Raw genomic sequence first — 15,480 nt, 5'->3', positions numbered from 1 at the left:
GGCAGTCTCCCAGGCAGGCGTGCCGGGGGAGCTGCGCGGCGTACGCGCTGCCCGACGCGCAACGCCGCCGCCGGGGTTCCCGCGGGCGGAGCGGTCAGGGGCAGATCGTGACGAACTCCGGCAGCAGGTCGGGCAGGACCGGCGCCAGCTCGGCGATCTGCAGCACGGCCCACGGGCTGATCAGCCACGGCGTGGTGGCGGCGACCCGGACCAGGTCGTCCCACTGCGCCCACTGCCACTCGGCGACCTCGTCCGGGTCCGGCGTCGGGTCCCGGTCCACGCGGGCGAGGTAGACGGGGCACACCTCGTTCTCGACCACGCCGGACGCGTCGACGGCCCGGTAGGCGAACTCGGGCAGCGCCATGGTGATCGCGTTCGCGGTCAGGCCGAGCTCCTGGTCGAGCCGGCGCACGACGGCCTCCTGGGAGTCCTCACCGGGCGCCGGGTGCCCGCAGACGCTGCCGGTCCACACCCCGGGCCAGGTCCGCTTGCCGAGGGCGCGCCGGGTGAAGAGGACGCGGCCGTCGGCGTCGAACGCGTAGCAGGAGAACGCCAGGTGCAGCGGCGTCTCACCGGTGTGGACCTCGCTCTTGAGGGCCTCGCCGGCCGGACGACCCGACGAGTCGAGGAGGACGACGCGCTCGAGGGCGGGGGAGGACATGCACGGCTCCGGGGGACGGTGGCGGGCTCCACTGCCCGCCGCGGCGTGCCATCGTCGCTCACGGCGGCGCGCAGGGGAAGCCGGAGCCCCGAACGCGTCGTCACGGCGTCACCCGGCGGCACTGCGTGGCACGGTCGCGGGCGGGCCGTCGAGCCGGCCCGTCGGGCACCGCAAGCTTGGGCCCTTGCTCTTCGGTGAATGCGGCTTCGCCAATTGATCTTCACGATTGCGTCGAAGGAGCCAGGGGAATCGCCTGTGACGAGGGCCTGCACGCGGGGGCCCGGCACCACAGCGACGACTGTGCCGGGAAGCCGGTCTACGGAGGGGGACTCCATGTCCGACAAAGAGCCTATTGGGAATTCCGGCGACGCGCATGACCGTCGGACGCAGGACGGCCCGACGCAGGACGGCCCGACACGCGAAGCTGCCACGCAGGGTGACGGTGCGGGCAGCCCGGTGTGGCCGGACCAGCCGCACGGGCGTCCGGACTACCTGGAGCACACGACGTGGGCGGCCGCCGGTGCCGAGGGGGCGGACGGAAGCGACGGCGGCCGGCCCGCCGGCCGGGGCAAGCGGGCCGCCTTGATCGGTGGCACCGTCGCCGCGGTCCTCGCGGCGTCGGGCGCGGCCGTCGCCTACGGCGCGTTGTCCGGCGGCGGGGCGCAGCCGGAGGACGTGCTCCCGGGGTCCGCGCTGGCGTTCGCCAAGGTGGACCTCGACCCGCCGGCGGGCCAGAAGGTCGCGGCGCTGCGGCTCTCGCGCAAGCTTCCGGGGCTGTCCGAAGGGGCGGAGTCGGGAAGCCTCAAGGACACGCTCGTGCGCCCGCTGCTCGAGGAGGCCGGCGACGGCTGGTCCTACGACGAGGACGTCCGCCCGTGGCTCGGGGACCGGGCGGCGGTCGCGTTGTACGCCGGGGACGGGGGCGGGGCCGGGGCGGCGCCCGAGCCGCTGGCGACCGGCGGGCCGTACACCCCCGTCCCGGACGGCGAGATCCCACCAGGAGCCGCGGAGGAGGCGTCCGGCATCCCGGGGATGCCGTTCCGCTTCGCGGTGGCCCTCGCCTACACCGACGAGGACGCGGCGCGCGCCGCGCTGGACCGGGCCGAGCTGGACTCGGGTGACGGGTCGTTCGCCTACACCCTGCACGACGGCTTCGCGATCCTCTCCGACAGCCAGCAGACCGTGGACGACCTGATCGCGGAGGGGGAGGACTCCCCGCTGTCCGAGGACGACGCGCTGTCGGGTGACCTCGACGCCCTGGAGGGTGACCAGGTGGCCGTCGCGTGGGCCGACCTCGGCGGGCTGAACGAGACGTTCAGGTCCATGTTCGCGGGCGTGGAGGGCATGGACGGCGCAGCGGTCGGCAGCTTCACCCCGTTCGGCCTGGGCGGCCTCGGGGCGGACGCGTCGGGCCGCGTGGCGATGGGCCTGCACGTGGACGAGGACTATCTCGAGGTCCAGGCCAAGGGGCGTGAGCTGAGCGCCGACGCGTCCGGAGGTGCCTACGCCTCCACGCCGACCGGGCTGCTCGACGAGGCGACCAGCGGCTCGATCGCCGCGCTCGCCCTCACCGGCCTCGGCGACTACGCGGCGACCCTCTTCGAGGCGTACCCGGAGGAGGTCCGCGAGCAGGCCGCCCAGATCGGCATCGAGGACGGCGACGACCTGCGCGCCCTGCTCGGCACGGACACGGCGGTCGCGCTCGGGGACGACCCGGCGAGCCCGGTCGAGGGGCTCGGGCTCACGGTCCGGACGCGGTCCGAGGACCCGGCCCGCGGGGAGCAGGTGCTGCGCCGGCTGCTCGACGCCGCCCAGGCCGGTGCGGACGTCGAGGTGCAGCGCGAGGGGGACGGGCTGCGGCTCACGCTCGGCAAGGCCGGCGCCAGTGGCCAGGTCCGCGACTCCGACGCCTTCCGGCGGGCCGTCCCGGACGCCGAGGGGCAGGGCTTCGTCCTCTTCGTCGATCTCGCCAAGGCGTTCTCGGTGGCCGAGGCGCAGGGCGGGGACGCGGCCGAGCTCGAGGAGTGGAAGGCGCTGGAGGGCCTCGGTATCTCCGCCACGGGTGGCCCGGAGTCCAGCGCGCGCATTCGGCTCACCGTGAAATGAGCTTTCGTCGCGGGGCCGGGATGCGGTTGAGTGCGGCTGCTGTGTCCGAGGTCATCCCGCCGCCGAGTGGTGGCTGACCGCGCGGTAGTCCTAACGTACTTCCGACTCCTCGAGCTGCACCGCGACGACGCGAGCGGCCGGGAGGGCACAGCAGACGCCATCCCGGCCGCCTTCGGCCGCGAGCGGAGGAGACGGAACGATGTCGGCAGCCGAAGGCGTCGCGCGCCACGAGCACGAGGGGTCGGGCGGTGCCCCGGACCCCACCCGGTGGAGGGCGCTCGCGGTCATCGCGGTGGCTCAGCTGATGGTGGTGCTGGACGCGTCGATCGTGAACATCGCGATCCCGTCCGCCCGTGACGACCTGGGCATCAGCAACGCCAACGTCCAGTGGATCGTCACGGCCTACACGCTCGCCTTCGGCGGCCTGCTGCTGCTGGGCGGGCGCATCGCGGACTTCACGGGCCGCAAGCGCACCTTCCTCGTCGGCCTGCTGGGCTTCGCGTTCGCGTCCGGCCTCGGCGGCATCGCGCCCAACCAGGAGCTGCTCTTCGCGGCCCGTGCGCTGCAGGGCGCGTTCGGCGCGCTGCTCGCTCCTGCCGCGCTGTCGATCATCACCGTGACCTTCACCGAGCCGAAGGAGCGGGCGAAGGCGTTCGGCGTGTTCGGCGCGATCTCCGGCGGTGGTGCGGCGATCGGCCTGATCCTCGGCGGCGTGCTCACCGAGTACGCCTCCTGGCGCTGGTGCCTCGGCGTGAACGTGCCGATCGCCGTGCTGACCGCGCTCGCCGCGATCCCGGTCGTGCACGAGAGCCGTGCCCCCGGCGACCGGAGCTACGACATCCCCGGCACCGTCCTCGCCACGCTGGGCCTGGTCACGCTGGTCTACGGCTTCACCGAGGCGGCCAAGGAGGACGTCGGCTGGACCGCGGGCTCGACCATCACGTTCCTCGTGGTCGCCGTCGTGCTGCTCGCCGCGTTCGTGGCCTACGAGGCGCGCGCGAAGAACCCGCTGCTGCCGCTGCGCATCGTGCTGGACCGCAACCGCGGTGGTGCATACCTGATCTTCTTGTTCGTCGGCGCGGGCCTGTTCGCGATGTTCCTCTTCCTGACGTTCTACCTGCAGCAGACGCTCGGCTACAGCCCGCTGAAGTCCGGCTTCGCGTTCCTGCCGTTCAGCCTCGGCATCATCGCCACGGCCGGCGTGGCGGCCCAGCTGCTGCCCCGGGTCGGCCCGCGCCCGCTGCTGCTGGTCGGGCTCGTCCTGGCGATCGCCGGCATGCTGTGGCTGACCCAGATCACGCAGGACACGTCGTACTGGACGCACGTCCTGCCCTCGGAGATCGTGATGAGCGTCGGCATGGCGCTGGTCTTCATCCCGGCCTCGAGCGTCGCGCTGGTCGGCGTGGGCGGCCACGACGCGGGCATCGCGTCGGCGGTGCTCAACACGTCCCAGCAGATCGGCGGGTCCTTGGGCACGGCGCTGCTCAACACGCTCTACGCCTCGGCGGTGACCGCCTACATCACCGACAACCTGACCAACCCGCAGGACGCGGCCCGAGTGCAGGCCGACGCGCTGGTCCGCGGCTACCACGTCGCGTTCTTCTGGGGCGGCATGCTGCTGCTGGCCGGGCTCGTCGCGGCCGCGCTGTTCGTCAACGCCAAGCGCGAGGACGTGCCCGCCGAGGGGGCCATGGCGGTCTGACCGGAGGCGCGTCGCCAGGCGGCGCCAGGCGCCGTCGGGACGGCGCCGGGCGCCGTATGGCGACCTCGGGACGGGGGCGCGAGCCGCGCCGCCGGGACGCGGCGCCGCCTGCTCACCCCACGAGCGTCTTGACCGACTGCACGAGCGTGGCGAGGCCCGCCTTGGCGTCGGTGAAGAACATCCCGGTGCGCGGGTCGGTGTAGAGCTCGTTCTCGATGTCGGCGTAGCCGTGCCCCATCGACCGCTTGATCACGATCACGCTGCGGGCCTGGTCGACGTCGAGGATCGGCATGCCGGAGATCGCGGTGCCGGCCCGGCGGGCGGCCGGGTTCGTGACGTCGTTCGCCCCGACGACCAGCGCGACGTCGGTCCGGGCGAACTCCGGGTTGACCTCGTCCATCTCCTTGAGCTGCGGATAGGGCACGTCGGCCTCGGCCAGCAGCACGTTCATGTGGCCGGGCATGCGGCCGGCGACGGGGTGGATGGCGTACGCGACGTCGGTCCCGCGCGCCTCGAGCAGCTCGGCCAGCTCGCTCACCTCGTGCTGGGCCTGGGCGGCGGCCAGCCCGTAGCCCGGCACGATCAGCACCTTCTCCGCGTACGCCAGCTGCATCGCGACGTCGTCGGCCGTCACCTCGCGCACCGGCAGCCCGCTCGAGCTCGCGACCACCTCGACGCTGCCGCCCCCGCCGAAGCCGCCCAGCACGATGTTGCGGATGGGGCGGTTCATCGCCTGCGCCATGAGGACGGTGAGGATCGCGCCCGATGCGCCGACCAGCGCCCCCGCGATGATGAGGACGGGGTTCTCGAGCACGAAGCCGGCCATGGCGACGACGGTGCCGGTGCAGGCGTTCAGCAGCGAGATGACGACCGGCATGTCGGCGCCGCCGATCGGCAGCACGAGCGTCACGCCGAGCACGAGGCCGACGGCGAGCAGCAGCAGGAGCAGCGGGACGTTGTCGTCGGCGACGACGACCACGCCGGCGGCGACGGCGACGAGCAGCAGCGCCGCGTTGAGCGCCCGGGCGCCGGGGAAGACCACCGGGCGGCCGGTGACGACGCCCTGCAGCTTGCCCGTCGCGACGAGGGAGCCGGCGAAGGTCAGCGCGCCGATGCCGACGTCCAGCGCGGTCGCGACCCCCGTGCGCGTCGGGACGCCGGGGCCGTCGGAGAGCCGGAGGAAGTCGTCCAGCGCGACGAGCGCTGCGGCGCCGCCGCCGACCGCGTTGAAGAGGCTGACGAGCTGCGGCATGGCCGTCATCTGCACGCGGCGGGCGGTCACCAACCCCGCCGCGCCGCCCACGAGGAGCGCGAGCACCAGAACGATGGTTCCAGTGTTCGTGATCGTGCCCTCGTGGGCCACGACGGCGAAGGTCGCGAGCACGGCGGCGGCCATGCCCGCGGCCGAGAGCAGGTTGCCCCGCCGGGCCGAGGTGGGCGAGCCCATGAGGTGCAGGCCCACGACGAAGCAGACCGCGGCGGCGAGGTAGACGAGCCGGACGCCCGCGTCGAAGTCGCTCACGGCCGCTGCTCCTTGACGGGGACGGGATCGCGCCGCCGGCGGAACATCCCGAGCATCCGGTCGGTCACGACGTAGCCGCCGGTCACGTTCATCGCGGCGAAGGCGACGGCGACGAAGGCGAGGACATAGGACAGCGCGTCGTCGGCGGTGGAGGCGATGAGGACCGCGCCGACGAGCACGACGCCGTGGATCGCGTTCGTCCCCGACATCAGCGGGGTGTGCAGCGTCGACGGCACCTTGCCGATGACCTCGAAGCCGACGAGCACGGCGAGCACGAAGACCGTGACGTCGGACAGCAGCTGCTCGCTCATCGTGCGGCTCCCTCGGTGCTCTGCCCGGCCAGCCGGGCGGCGGCCGCGGGATGGACGACCTCGCCGCCGTGGGTGACCACGACGCCAGCCTGCACCTCGTCCGTGAGGTCGACGGCCAGCGCGCCGTCGCGCAGCAGGTGGAGCAGGAGCGCGGTCACGTTGCGCGAGTACGCCGCCGAGGCCGACCCCGCCGTGCGCGAGGCCAGGTCGTCCGCTCCGATGACCGTGACCCCGTTGCCGGTGACCACGGTCTGCCCGGCGACCGAGCCCTCGACGTTCCCGCCGTGCGCGCTGGCCGCCATGTCGACGATCACGGACCCGGCGCGCATGCGCTCCACGGCCGTCCTGCGGACCAGCAGCGGCGGACGGCGGCCGGGGACCTGGGCGGTGGTGATGACGACGTCGTGGCGGGCGATGTGTCCGTCGAGCTCGGCCTGCTGCGCGGCGAGCTCGCTCTCGTCGAGCATCCGGGCGTACCCACCCTCGCCGCTGCCGGAGCGCACCGACTGCAGCTCCAGGAACTCGGCCCCGAGCGAGGCGACCTCCTGCCGAGTCTCCGGCCGGATGTCGTAGCCACGGACGACCGCGCCCAGCCGGCGAGCGGTCGCCATCGCCTGCAGCCCCGCGACGCCCGCGCCGAGCACCAGCGTCTCGGCCGGCTTCGCGGTCCCTGCCGCCGTGATGAGCAGCGGGAAGTACCTGCCGTAGGCGTGAGCGGCCTCGATGACCGCGCGGTAGCCGGCCACGCTCGCCTGCGAGGTGAGGGCGTCCATGGCCTGCGCGCGGCTGAGCGTGCGCGGCAGGCCGTCCAGGCTCACTGCCGTGATCCCACGCTGCGCGAGCTGGCGCACGAGGTCCGGAGAGGTCAGCGGCTGCAGCATCCCGACGAGCGCCTGCCCCGCGCGGAGCGCTGCCACGAGGGACGGCGCCGGGGGCGCGACGGCGAGCACGACGTCGGCCGCGGCGTACGCCTCGGGCGCAGCCAGGATCCTGGCTCCGGCTTCGCTGAAGGCCGCGTCGGATATCCAGGCCCCGGCCCCCGCGCCCGGCGGGACGATCACCTGAAGCCCTGATCCGGTGAGCCGGCGGACGCTCTCCGGGACCAGGGCCACCCGTCGTTCCCCGGGCGGCTCCTCGGCCACCGCCACCGTGAGCCCGCTCATGCGCGCGCTCCGCGCAGCGGGTCGCAGGCGCCCACACCTGGATGCAGCACCGCGTACCTCCCGTCCGCAGGCCCGGGACCTCGTCGTCCCATGACAGGGGTATAGGGCCGGAAGGGCCCTCCCGTCCAGAGCCCGAGGTCCGGCGGGCGGCTCAGTCGCCGCCACCGGTGACGTCCGGCGTCGCCGCGTCGGGACCCCGGTTAGCGTTCGGGAGTGCCGGCGCCCCGCTACCTGCCCTTCGACGCCGGGAGCGACCGTCACCGGGTGGGCACGCGCACGCTGGACCCCGCCGGCTGGATCGAGCTGGGGGACGACGCCGACGCCCAGCTCGCGGAGAAGCGCCGGGTCCTCTCCGGCTACGCCGCCAGCGTCGTGGGCGTGCTGGACGGGCCGCCCGGCCCCGGCGCGGCGGCGGTGCGCGAGGCGTCCGCCGAGCTGCTCGCGGTGCTGCAGGCCCACCTGCTCGAGCGGTTCCCCGAGCGCTACGCGCGCGGCGCCGACGGCCTGGTCGACCCGCGCACCGGAGAGGCGAACGTCGACCCCGCCCTGCGCGCCCGGCTGCACCCGGTCGACCTCGCCGGCCGGCTCGTGCCCGAGGACCTCTGCCTGCACCTGCACGACGCCGACGGCGTCCTCCGGCTCGTCGCCGCGAGCGTCGCGTTCCCGTCCCGGTGGCTGCTGGCCGACAAGCTGGGGCAGCCGGTCGACGCGATCCACGCACCCGTGCCCGGCTACGCGGCCCAGATCGGGACACCGGTCGACCTGGTCCTGCGCAAGCTGACGCCGGAGCGCGGGCTGTGGCGCCTCAACGGCAGCGTGCTGGACGACCCGGCGCTCTTCCAGCCGGTCGCCGTCCCGCGCGTCGCCCCGGCTGCAGTTCCGGAATCGGTCTTCCTGCGTGTCGAGCGGCAGACGCTGCGCCGGCTGCCCGCGACGGGAGCGGTCGTCTTCACGATCCGGACCTACGTCGACCCGCTCACCTCGATCGCCGACGACTCGGCGGCGTGCGCCGGGCTGGCGGCCTGGCTGCGCGGGATGCCGGCCGGGATGCGCGACTACAAGGGGCTCGGCGAGCTGGGCCCGGCGCTGCTGGAGTGGCTCGACGCACGTACGGGCCGGGCGACGTAGACACCGGCGACGACCTGCACGGCGAGCGCGACGAAGAGCACGACGAAGGGCCCGGTCCACCCGCCGGTGCCGTGCAGCCAGCCGATCAGCAGCGGGCCGGGCGCCGCGAGCAGATAGCCCGTGCTCTGCGCGAAGGCGGACAGCGACGCCGTCTCGGCCGGGCTCGCGGAGCGCAGCCCGATGAAGGTCAGCGCCAGCGGGAACGACCCCGCGCCGAGCCCGATGAGCAGCGCCCAGAGCCAGGCCCCGCCCAGCGGCGCGACGATCAGCCCGACGTAGCCGAGCAGGTAGGCCAGCGCGAGCGCGACGACCAGGCCGCGCTGGGACGGCATCCGCGCCGCGAGCGACGGCACCACCATCGACACCGGGACCGACAGCGCGGACGTGAACGCGAGCAGGTAGCCGGCCGTGGGCGCGGAGGCCCCGGCGTCGCGGAAGAACTGGGCCAGCCAGCCCATCGTGACGTACGCCAGCAGGGCCTGGGAGCCGAAGTAGACCGCGAGCGCCCGGCCGGCGGTCGTGCGCGAGGGGTGCAGCGGCCGGCTACCGCCCGCAGGGGCCGGGGCCGTCGCCTCGGTCGAGCGGCGGCGAAGGACGACTCCCGCCCACACGGCCGCCGCGGCCACCGCGGGCACGGCCCAGACGCCGAGGCCCACGCGCCAGCCCTCCGACGCATCCCCGTCCCCGGCGAGCTCCGCGATCGGCACCGTGCAGGCGGCGGCTGTCGTCGCGCCCACCGCGAGCGCCGTGGTGTAGACCGCGGTGAGCAGCCCGACCCGGCCGGGGAAGTGCAGCTTGACCAGCATCGGGAGCAGCACGTTGCCGACCCCGCCGCCGACCAGGGCGAGCATCGTGCAGGCGAGGACGGCGAGCGGGGCCGTCGACAGCGCGCGGAGCACGACGCCGGCGGCCATGAGCGCGAGCGCGACGGCGAGCGCCGCGTGCGGCCCGAGCCGGCGGGCCGCAGCCGGCGCCAGCGACCCGACGGCCGCGAAGCACAGCACGGGGATGCTCGTCAGCAGCCCGGCGACCGCGCCCGACATGCCGACGCCCGCGCGCAGCTCCTCCAGGACAGGGCCGACGCTCGTGACCGCGGTGCGCAGGTTGACTGCGGTCAGCACGACGGCGGCGAGGAGCAGCGCGCCGCCGGCCGCAGCGCGGGGGACCGCGTCGGCGGGCAGGGAGGCGGGACGGGTCGGCAGGGGCACGGGCGGATTCTCCCAGTGCTCCGGTGCGCGGCGGCCGGCTAGGCCCCGCGGGCGGCCACGACGGCGTACTCACAGCCGCCGGTCGTAGGCTGCCCACGACACGTAGCCGTGCCGAAACACCGGGGACCCGTGACCGCAACGCTCCCCGGCAACCCTTCCGCCATGCCAGGAGAGACGGTCCTGCAGGTCGAGCCGCCTTCGGAGGCAGCGCCCGGGCCCGAGCCCGCGGTGCAGCCGACCGAGCCTGCCGTCGCGCCGTTGGCCGGCTGGACCGTGGCCGTGACCGCGGCCCGCAGGGCGGACGAGCTCATCGCGCTGCTCGAGCGTCGGGGCGGCCGTGTCGTGCACGGCCCTGCGATCCGCATCGTGCCGCTGCCGGACGACACCGAGCTGCTGGCCGCCACGAAGGCCTGCCTGGCCGCGCCGGTGGACCTCGCGGTCGCCACCACGGGCATCGGCTTCCGCGGGTGGATCGAGGCCGCCGAGGGCTGGGGGCTCGGGGACGAGCTGCGCGAGCAGCTGTCGCACGCCCGGGTGCTGGCCCGTGGCCCCAAGGCCCGCGGCGCCGTCCGCGCGGCGGGCCTCGTGGACGCCTGGTCCCCGGCGTCGGAGTCGTCCTCCGAGGTCCTCGAGCACCTGCTGGAGGACGACCTCGAGGGCAAGCGCGTCGTCGTCCAGCTGCATGGCGAGCCGCTGCCGGACTTCATCGACGCGCTCGAGGGCGCGGGGGCCGACGTGGTGCAGGTCCCGGTCTACCGCTGGGTCAGCCCGGAGGACACCGCGCCGATGGAGCGGCTGCTGGACCAGGTGCTCGCCCGGCAGGTCGACGCGATCACGTTCACCAGCGCGCCCGCGGCCGTCAGCCTGCTCCGTCTCGCCGAGAGCCGGGGCGACGAGGACAAGCTGCTCGACGTCCTGCGCAAGGACGTGCTCGTCGCCTGCGTCGGGCCGGTGACCGCCGGGCCGCTGGAGCGCCGCGACGTGCCCACGGCGCAGCCGGCGCGGGCCCGGCTCGGCGCGCTGGCGCGTACCGTCGTCGACGAGCTCCCCGCCCGTGGCGCGCGCCTCGAGGCCGCCGGCCACGAGCTTGACGTACGCGGCCACGCCGTCGTCGTGGACGGCCGCGTCGTGCCGCTGCCGCCGGTCCCCATGGCGCTGCTGCGCGCCCTCGCCCGCTACCCGGGACGGGTCCTGTCGCGCGCCGACCTGCTGCGCGCCATCGCCCGCAGCACCGGCGGCCCCGCCGTCGGCATCGACGAGCACGCGGTCGAGTCGGCGGTGACCCGGCTGCGGTCGGCCCTCGGTGACCCGCGCTGCATCCAGACCGTCGTGAAGCGCGGCTACCGGCTGGCCTACGACCCGCCGCACCTGCGCGACGCGTGCGAGGACGAAGAGGAGCGCTGACCGCGCCGCTCGGAGCGGGTGCACGGCCCCGCGCCTGTTTCTGCCTGCGGCGGACCTTGTGTACGTCTGGGTGCGTGATGACGCCTCCTGGTGCACACAAGGTCGGCTACTGCGTGCGGGCGGCGACCCGCGGACTCCCTCATGCACGCCGAGGGCGCCGCCCACGCGAAGACGCCCGTGAGGCCGCAGCCCACGGGCGCTTCGCGACGAGGCCGCTTAGACCGCCGACAGCTTGCGCGCCGACGGCCGCAGATAGACGGCCCACGTCACCGCGAAGCACACGGCGTAGAACGCGATGAACGCGACGTAGGCCCGGTTTCCGGTGCCGGTGTCGAGGAACGACTGGCGGAACGCGAGGTTGACCAGCACCCCGCCGAAGGCCCCGATCGCGCCCGCGACGCCGATCAGCGCCGAGGACAGCTTGCGCGCCTCGTTGCCCGCCCGCTCGAGGTCGTCGCCGTGCATCACCTTGGCCGCGGCCTTCGCCCGGAAGATCGCCGGGATCATCTTGTAGGTCGACCCGTTGCCCACGCCGGAGAAGACGAAGAGCGCGATGAAGCCGGCGAGGAAGAGCGGGAGGGACTTCTGGGTGGACGCGAGGAGCACCACTCCCGCACTCGCGGCCATCGCCACGAAATTGAGGAACGTGACCTTGGCTCCTCCGATCCGGTCGGCGAGCAGTCCGCCGACCGGTCGGATCAGCGATCCCAGCAGCGGCCCGAGGAAGGTCAGGTACGCCGCCTTGATGGGAGTGTCGAAGTCGGCCTTGAACTGCACCTGGAGCACCTGGCCGAACGCGAAGCCGAACCCGATGAACGAGCCGAACGTGCCGATGTAGAGCAGCGACATGATCCACGTGTGCGGGTCGCGGCAGACCGCGCGCATCGCCCGCTTGTCGTTCTTCGCGTGGGCCAGGTTGTCCATCTTCCACCAGGCACCGAGCGCGGCGAGGACGATCAGCGGCACGTAGATCGCGAGCACCACCCTCGGGTGCTCCCTGCCCGCGGTGGCGAGCACGAGCAGCCCCACGAGCTGCACCGCGGCGACGCCCAGGTTGCCGCCGCCCGCGTTGAGCCCCAGCGCCCAGCCCTTGCGGCGCTCGGGATAGAAGGCGTTGATGTTGGCCATGGAGGAGGCGAAGTTGCCGCCTCCGACACCGGCGACCGCGGCGACGACGAGCAGCGTCCCGAGCGAGACACCGGGCTCCAGCACGACCGCGCCGAGCGCGACCGGCACGAGCAGGAGGGCCGCGCTGAAGACCGTCCAGTTGCGCCCGCCGAACTTCGCGACGGCGAACGTGTAGGGCAGCCGGAGAACGGCTCCCACCAGCGTGGGGACGCAGGTCAGCAGGAACTTGTCGGCGGCGTCGAAGCCGTAGCCCGGGCCGAGGAAGAGCACGAGGACCGACCACATGCTCCACACGGAGAAGCCGATGTGCTCGGACAGGATCGAGAAGACGAGGTTGCGACGGGCCACCCGCTCGCCGGTGCTCGCCCAGAACTGCGGGTCCTCCGGCCGCCAGTCTTTGATCCAGCGGCTCTGCGTGCGGCCAGGGCCTTCGTCATGAGTGGCAACCGGTGTTGCGGTGATCGACATGGAGCCCTCCGAGGCGTGCAGCGGTCCGTCGAGGGCGAACGTAGGAGTGCGGAATTTCCGAAGAGTTCGGCCGGCTTGTCGTCGGTGCTACATCCGCCTCACAACGGCCCGACGCACGCGAGGGGCCGAATCACGATGCCGGGCGATGGCGGGCCAGCGCCTCGGAACGTGGCCGTAACGCGGCGTCCATCGTGGGGCAACGGCACCCGTGCAGCCTCTGGACCCATGCGCGGGACCTCTCCCACCGCGACCCACTGCCCATACTGCGCGCTGCAATGCGGGATCACGCTTGCGGTCCAGGACGGGCGGGTGGAGCTCGCCGCCCAGCAGGACTGGCCCACGAACCGGGGCGGTCTCTGCCAGAAGGGCTGGACCGCCGCGGAGCTGTTGACGTCGCCCGAGCGGCTCACCACCCCGCTCGTGCGCGACAGCCGGGACGAGCCGTTGCGGCCCGCGACGTGGGACGAGGCGCTGGAGCGCGTGGCCGGTGCCATGGAGCGCAGCCGGGCGGCGTACGGCCCCGACAGCGTCGGATGCTTCAGCGGCGGCGGACTCACCAACGAGAAGGCCTACCAGGTCGGCAAGTTCGTCCGCGTGGCGCTCGGCTCCTCGGCGGTCGACTACAACGGCCGCTTCTGCATGTCCTCGGCCGCCGCCGCCGGTACGAAGGCCTTCGGCATCGACCGGGGGCTGCCGTTCCCGCTGTCCGACGTCGCCGGGGCGGACGTCGTCATGCTCGTGGGCAGCAACCCCGCAGACACGCTGCCTCCGGCCATGCGGTGGTTCGAGGCCGGGCGCGAGCGAGGCGCGCGGCACATCGTCATCGACCCCCGCGCCACCGCGACCGCCCGCGCCGCCCACCTGCACCTACAGCCCGTCCCCGGCAGCGACCTCGCCCTGGCCAACGGCCTGCTGCACCTCGCGATCCGCGAGGGCTACATCGACGAGGACTACATCGGCGAGCGCACGAACGGCTTCGACGTGGTGCGACGGGCGGTCCGGGCGTACTGGCCGGACCGGGTAGAGCGGATGACGGGCGTCGCGGTGCAGGACATGGTGGCCGCCGTCCGCATGCTGGGTGAGGCCCACTCGGCGATGATCCTCACCGCGCGCGGGGCCGAGCAGCACGCGCACGGCACGGACACCGCACTGGGATTCCTGAATCTCGCGCTGGCCCTCGGACTGCCCGGCCGGGCCTTCTCCGGCTGGGGGACCATCACCGGGCAGGGCAACGGGCAGGGCGGCCGCGAGCACGGGCAGAAGGCCGACCAGCTGCCTGGTGCGCGGCGCATCGACGACCCCGCCGCGCGAGCCCACGTCGCCGCGGTGTGGGGGGTCGAGGCGGACGAGCTACCCGGGCCCGGGCTGTCGGCGTACGAGATGCTCGACCGGCTCGGGACGCCCGGCGGCGTGCGCACCTTGCTGGTGCTGGCGTCGAACATCGCGGTCTCGGCCCCGAACCGCGACCGCATGGTCGACCGGCTGGGGGCGCTGGACTTCCTCGCGGTCTGCGACATGTTCCTGTCCGAGACCGCCGAGCGGGCGGACGTCGTCCTGCCCATCACGCAGTGGGCCGAGGAGGAGGGCACGCTCACGAACCTCGAAGGCCGCGTGCTGCTGCGCCGGAAGGCGGTCGAGCCTCCGCCGGGAGTGCGCTCCGACCTCGAGGTCCTGACGGAGCTGGCGGAGCGGCTCGGCCGGGGCAAGTACTTCTCCTCCGACCCCGCGGACGTCTTCGACGAGCTGCGCCGGGCCAGTGCGGGGGGAACGGCGGACTACGCGGGCATCAGCCGGCAGCGGGTCGCTTCCGAGCAGGGCGTCTTCTGGCCGTGCCCGGACGACGCGCACCCCGGCAGCCCGCGGCTCTTCGCCGAGCGGTTCCCGACGCCCGACGGGCGTGCGCGGTTCCACGCGGTCCACGCGCAGGAGCCAGCCGAGAGGCCGGACGCAGAGTTCCCGCTCGTCCTGACGACCGGGCGCGTGCTGCGGCAGTACCAGTCCGGCACGCAGACCCGGCGCGTCGCCGCCCTCGCCGCCGCAGAGCCGGAGGCCTTCGTCGAGGTGCACCCGTACGTCGCGGCGGAAGCGGGTGTGGACGAGGGGGACGTCGTGCGGCTGCGCTCGCGGCGGGGCGAGGCCGTGCTGCGGGCGCGCGTCACGGACTCGATCCGTCCCGACACCGTCTTCGTGCCCTTCCACTGGGGCGGGCGGGCAGCGGCGAACGCGCTGACCAACCCGGCCCTGGACCCCTACTCCCGCATGCCCGAGTTCAAGGCGTGCGCGGTGGCCCTCACCCGGCTCGACCCTCTGGAGACCCCATGAACGCGAGCACTCCACGCTTCCTGCAGGGCGCGTACGCCTTCGAGGGAGCCGGCCTGGACAAGCCGGTCGCCATCCCCGCCGCGCCGGCCTACGTGGTCCCCGCAGGTGTCACGGCGCAGCCGGTCTACTTCCGCGGCGGCAACGGCACCGACGAGATGGTGAGCATCGTCCTGCTGCGCGACGGCAGCCCGATGCGCTGGTTCCCGATCGGCGCGAAGGGCGCCACGCACGTCGCGCTGCGAGTGGTCGAGGACCTGCTGAGCGACACCCGGCTGGAGCTGCACGTCGCCGCGCCGGAGGGCGTGGCTGGCACCGTCGTCGTCGACCTCGGCCTCGTCGAGGTCTGACCGGAGGCAC

12 protein-coding genes are annotated in these 15,480 nt (G+C 74.1%); 6 read left to right on the top strand and 6 right to left on the bottom strand.

All coding sequences use genetic code 11. The annotated features are described in order from the left end of the window. Positions 1-94 precede the first annotated feature (94 nt). Positions 95-661: an isopentenyl-diphosphate Delta-isomerase gene (gene idi / locus G9H71_RS04130; protein WP_166278194.1), complete on the bottom strand. Its 567-nt coding sequence runs from the start codon at positions 659-661 to the stop codon at positions 95-97. A 333-nt stretch (positions 662-994) separates the two neighbouring features. On the opposite strand from idi, the gene G9H71_RS04125 reads away from it, so the two are divergent. Together G9H71_RS04125 and G9H71_RS04120 are read left to right on the top strand one after the other, a co-directional pair. Continuing rightward, the gene (locus G9H71_RS04125) at positions 995-2,767 is read left to right on the top strand and encodes a hypothetical protein (protein ID WP_166278191.1); all 1,773 of its coding nucleotides are present in this window, start codon (positions 995-997) and stop codon (positions 2,765-2,767) included. A gap of 199 nt (positions 2,768-2,966) precedes the next feature. Further along, positions 2,967-4,469 (top strand): MFS transporter, encoded by a 1,503-nt coding sequence (locus tag G9H71_RS04120; RefSeq protein ID WP_166278188.1) that lies wholly within the window; start codon positions 2,967-2,969, stop codon positions 4,467-4,469. A gap of 112 nt (positions 4,470-4,581) precedes the next feature. On the opposite strand, the gene G9H71_RS04115 is transcribed toward G9H71_RS04120, so the two are convergent. From G9H71_RS04115 to G9H71_RS04105, 3 genes are read right to left on the bottom strand one after another with little or no spacing between them, the layout of a single operon-like run. Continuing rightward, positions 4,582-5,991, bottom strand: a complete 1,410-nt coding sequence (locus G9H71_RS04115) for an NAD(P)(+) transhydrogenase (Re/Si-specific) subunit beta (protein ID WP_166278185.1) — start codon at positions 5,989-5,991, stop codon at positions 4,582-4,584. Beyond that, positions 5,988-6,302, bottom strand: coding sequence for an NAD(P) transhydrogenase subunit alpha (locus tag G9H71_RS04110; RefSeq protein WP_166278182.1), 315 nt, complete (start codon positions 6,300-6,302; stop codon positions 5,988-5,990). Before G9H71_RS04110 ends, G9H71_RS04115 begins: the two co-directional genes overlap by 4 nt. Further along, positions 6,299-7,465, bottom strand: a complete 1,167-nt coding sequence (locus G9H71_RS04105) for an NAD(P) transhydrogenase subunit alpha (protein ID WP_166278179.1) — start codon at positions 7,463-7,465, stop codon at positions 6,299-6,301. Before G9H71_RS04105 ends, G9H71_RS04110 begins: the two co-directional genes overlap by 4 nt. A 213-nt stretch (positions 7,466-7,678) precedes the next feature. Between G9H71_RS04105 and G9H71_RS04100 the strand changes: the two genes are divergently transcribed. Further along, positions 7,679-8,593: a heme-dependent oxidative N-demethylase family protein gene (locus tag G9H71_RS04100; RefSeq protein WP_166278176.1), complete on the top strand. Its 915-nt coding sequence runs from the start codon at positions 7,679-7,681 to the stop codon at positions 8,591-8,593. On the opposite strand, the gene G9H71_RS04095 is transcribed toward G9H71_RS04100, so the two are convergent. Then, complete coding sequence (locus G9H71_RS04095; protein ID WP_166278173.1) at positions 8,521-9,801, bottom strand: MFS transporter; 1,281 nt, start codon at positions 9,799-9,801, stop codon at positions 8,521-8,523. The genes G9H71_RS04100 and G9H71_RS04095 overlap by 73 nt on opposite strands. Before the next feature lie 162 nt (positions 9,802-9,963). Between G9H71_RS04095 and G9H71_RS04090 the strand changes: the two genes are divergently transcribed. Further along, positions 9,964-11,205: a uroporphyrinogen-III synthase gene (locus G9H71_RS04090; RefSeq protein WP_166278170.1), complete on the top strand. Its 1,242-nt coding sequence runs from the start codon at positions 9,964-9,966 to the stop codon at positions 11,203-11,205. Positions 11,206-11,421: 216 nt separating this feature from the next. Here the strand turns inward: G9H71_RS04090 and G9H71_RS04085 are convergent, their stop codons facing one another. Further along, entirely contained in the window at positions 11,422-12,801 is a 1,380-nt protein-coding gene (locus G9H71_RS04085; protein WP_166278167.1) for an MFS transporter, read from the bottom strand. A gap of 225 nt (positions 12,802-13,026) precedes the next feature. Between G9H71_RS04085 and G9H71_RS04080 the strand changes: the two genes are divergently transcribed. Further along, entirely contained in the window at positions 13,027-15,123 is a 2,097-nt protein-coding gene (locus G9H71_RS04080) for a molybdopterin oxidoreductase family protein (protein WP_166278164.1), read from the top strand. Next, on the top strand, positions 15,120-15,470 hold the full coding sequence (locus G9H71_RS04075) for a molybdopterin oxidoreductase (RefSeq protein WP_166278161.1): 351 nt from the start codon (positions 15,120-15,122) through the stop codon (positions 15,468-15,470). The genes G9H71_RS04080 and G9H71_RS04075 overlap by 4 nt, the downstream gene beginning before the upstream one ends. Positions 15,471-15,480 lie beyond the last annotated feature (10 nt).

It is taken from the genome of Motilibacter deserti (assembly GCF_011250635.1).
Lineage (GTDB): Bacteria > Actinomycetota > Actinomycetes > Motilibacterales > Motilibacteraceae > Motilibacter_A > Motilibacter_A deserti.
Note: the sequence above shows the minus strand (reverse complement) of the source record. Positions and strands in the feature narration are given on the sequence as shown.

Coding starts and splice junctions, on each gene's coding strand:
- G9H71_RS04125 (WP_166278191.1), top strand. CDS start 995: ATGTCCGACAAAGAGCCTATTGGGAATTCCGGCGACGCGCATGACCGT.
- G9H71_RS04120 (WP_166278188.1), top strand. CDS start 2,967: ATGTCGGCAGCCGAAGGCGTCGCGCGCCACGAGCACGAGGGGTCGGGC.
- G9H71_RS04080 (WP_166278164.1), top strand. CDS start 13,027: ATGCGCGGGACCTCTCCCACCGCGACCCACTGCCCATACTGCGCGCTG.
- G9H71_RS04090 (WP_166278170.1), top strand. CDS start 9,964: ATGCCAGGAGAGACGGTCCTGCAGGTCGAGCCGCCTTCGGAGGCAGCG.
- idi (WP_166278194.1), bottom strand. CDS start 661: ATGTCCTCCCCCGCCCTCGAGCGCGTCGTCCTCCTCGACTCGTCGGGT.
- G9H71_RS04110 (WP_166278182.1), bottom strand. CDS start 6,302: ATGAGCGAGCAGCTGCTGTCCGACGTCACGGTCTTCGTGCTCGCCGTG.
- G9H71_RS04105 (WP_166278179.1), bottom strand. CDS start 7,465: ATGAGCGGGCTCACGGTGGCGGTGGCCGAGGAGCCGCCCGGGGAACGA.
- G9H71_RS04085 (WP_166278167.1), bottom strand. CDS start 12,801: ATGTCGATCACCGCAACACCGGTTGCCACTCATGACGAAGGCCCTGGC.
- G9H71_RS04075 (WP_166278161.1), top strand. CDS start 15,120: ATGAACGCGAGCACTCCACGCTTCCTGCAGGGCGCGTACGCCTTCGAG.